General features: G+C 62.5%; 1 protein-coding gene. It reads right to left on the bottom strand.

Translation table 11 applies throughout. The features are described from left to right. A partial coding sequence (locus AC097P_RS25050) for a TonB-dependent receptor domain-containing protein (RefSeq protein WP_479613116.1) occupies positions 1–1,031 on the bottom strand: 1,031 nt, incomplete at both ends.

Genomic DNA, 1,031 nt, shown 5'->3' with positions numbered 1-1,031 from the left:
CCGCATTGGTGGTCCAGCGGGTATCCAACTGCCATTCGGCGCGCACTTCCAGACCCTGGATGTGTGCATTGGTCAGGTTGATGTACTGGAACACGGTGGGGTTGCCCGGCGTGCCTGCACCGCTTACGGCTTGCTGGCTGATGAAGTCTTGGTAGCGGTTGTCAAACGCCGCCACCGAGTAACGCAGGCCACCGGCCTTGCCCCTAAAACCTATTTCCAGGCTGTCGGCCTGCTCGGCCTTCAGGGTGGCATTGCCAATGCTGGTGTAGCCCGATGCCAGGTTGTTAAACCCGTTGTTGACCTGGTCCGGCGTGGGCGCGCGAAAGCCCTTGGCGATTTGGCCATAGGGCGCAAACGCCGGTGCCCATTGCCATACCGCACCCAGGCGCGGTGTGGCCGCCTGGCCGGACAGTGTCGCCACAGCACCCCCGCTATAGCCGGTGGCGGATGGCGACAGCTCATAACGGTCAAAACGCAGACCGGGGATCACGCTGACCGCACCTGTCTCGATTTCGCTCTGCACAAAGGCACCGGCCAGGGTGTAGCTGGTGTCGGGAAACGGCTTGGTGGGAAACACTTCGCCAAAGGGCGCCGCCGTGCCATCCCGCACGCCATTCACGTCGGCGCGGCTCCAGTCCAGGCCGTAGCTGAGTTTTTGGTTGAGCCCGCCCGTGAGGCTGGTTTGCAGCAGCGCGGACAGACCCACCACCTTGGTGCTGTAGCTGTTGTCGCGGGTGCGGTCTGCCGCCGTGTTGCGGTCTTCCAGCGAAAACTGCTTGATCTTGGCATCCTGCCAATACACACGGGTTTCTGCCCGCTGCACCCAGGGCGCATTGAGGTCGTTGAAGCGGTGCTCCAGTGACACACGGTCACGGTCCACGCTGTCACGTGTATCCAGGTCTACCGCGCTGGTACTGACCAGTGGCGGTACGGCGCGTGCCGAATACACCTCGGTGTTTTGCCTTCGCTTTTGGCTTTCCCAGCTCAGGCCGAGTTGCTGCGTGGGGTCTACCGAGTAAATAGCCTTGGCC

Source organism: Rhodoferax sp. ZS1R8, from assembly GCF_056521325.1.
The sequence above is the reverse complement of the archived record's forward strand: the minus strand, read 5'-3'. Positions and strand labels throughout refer to the sequence as shown.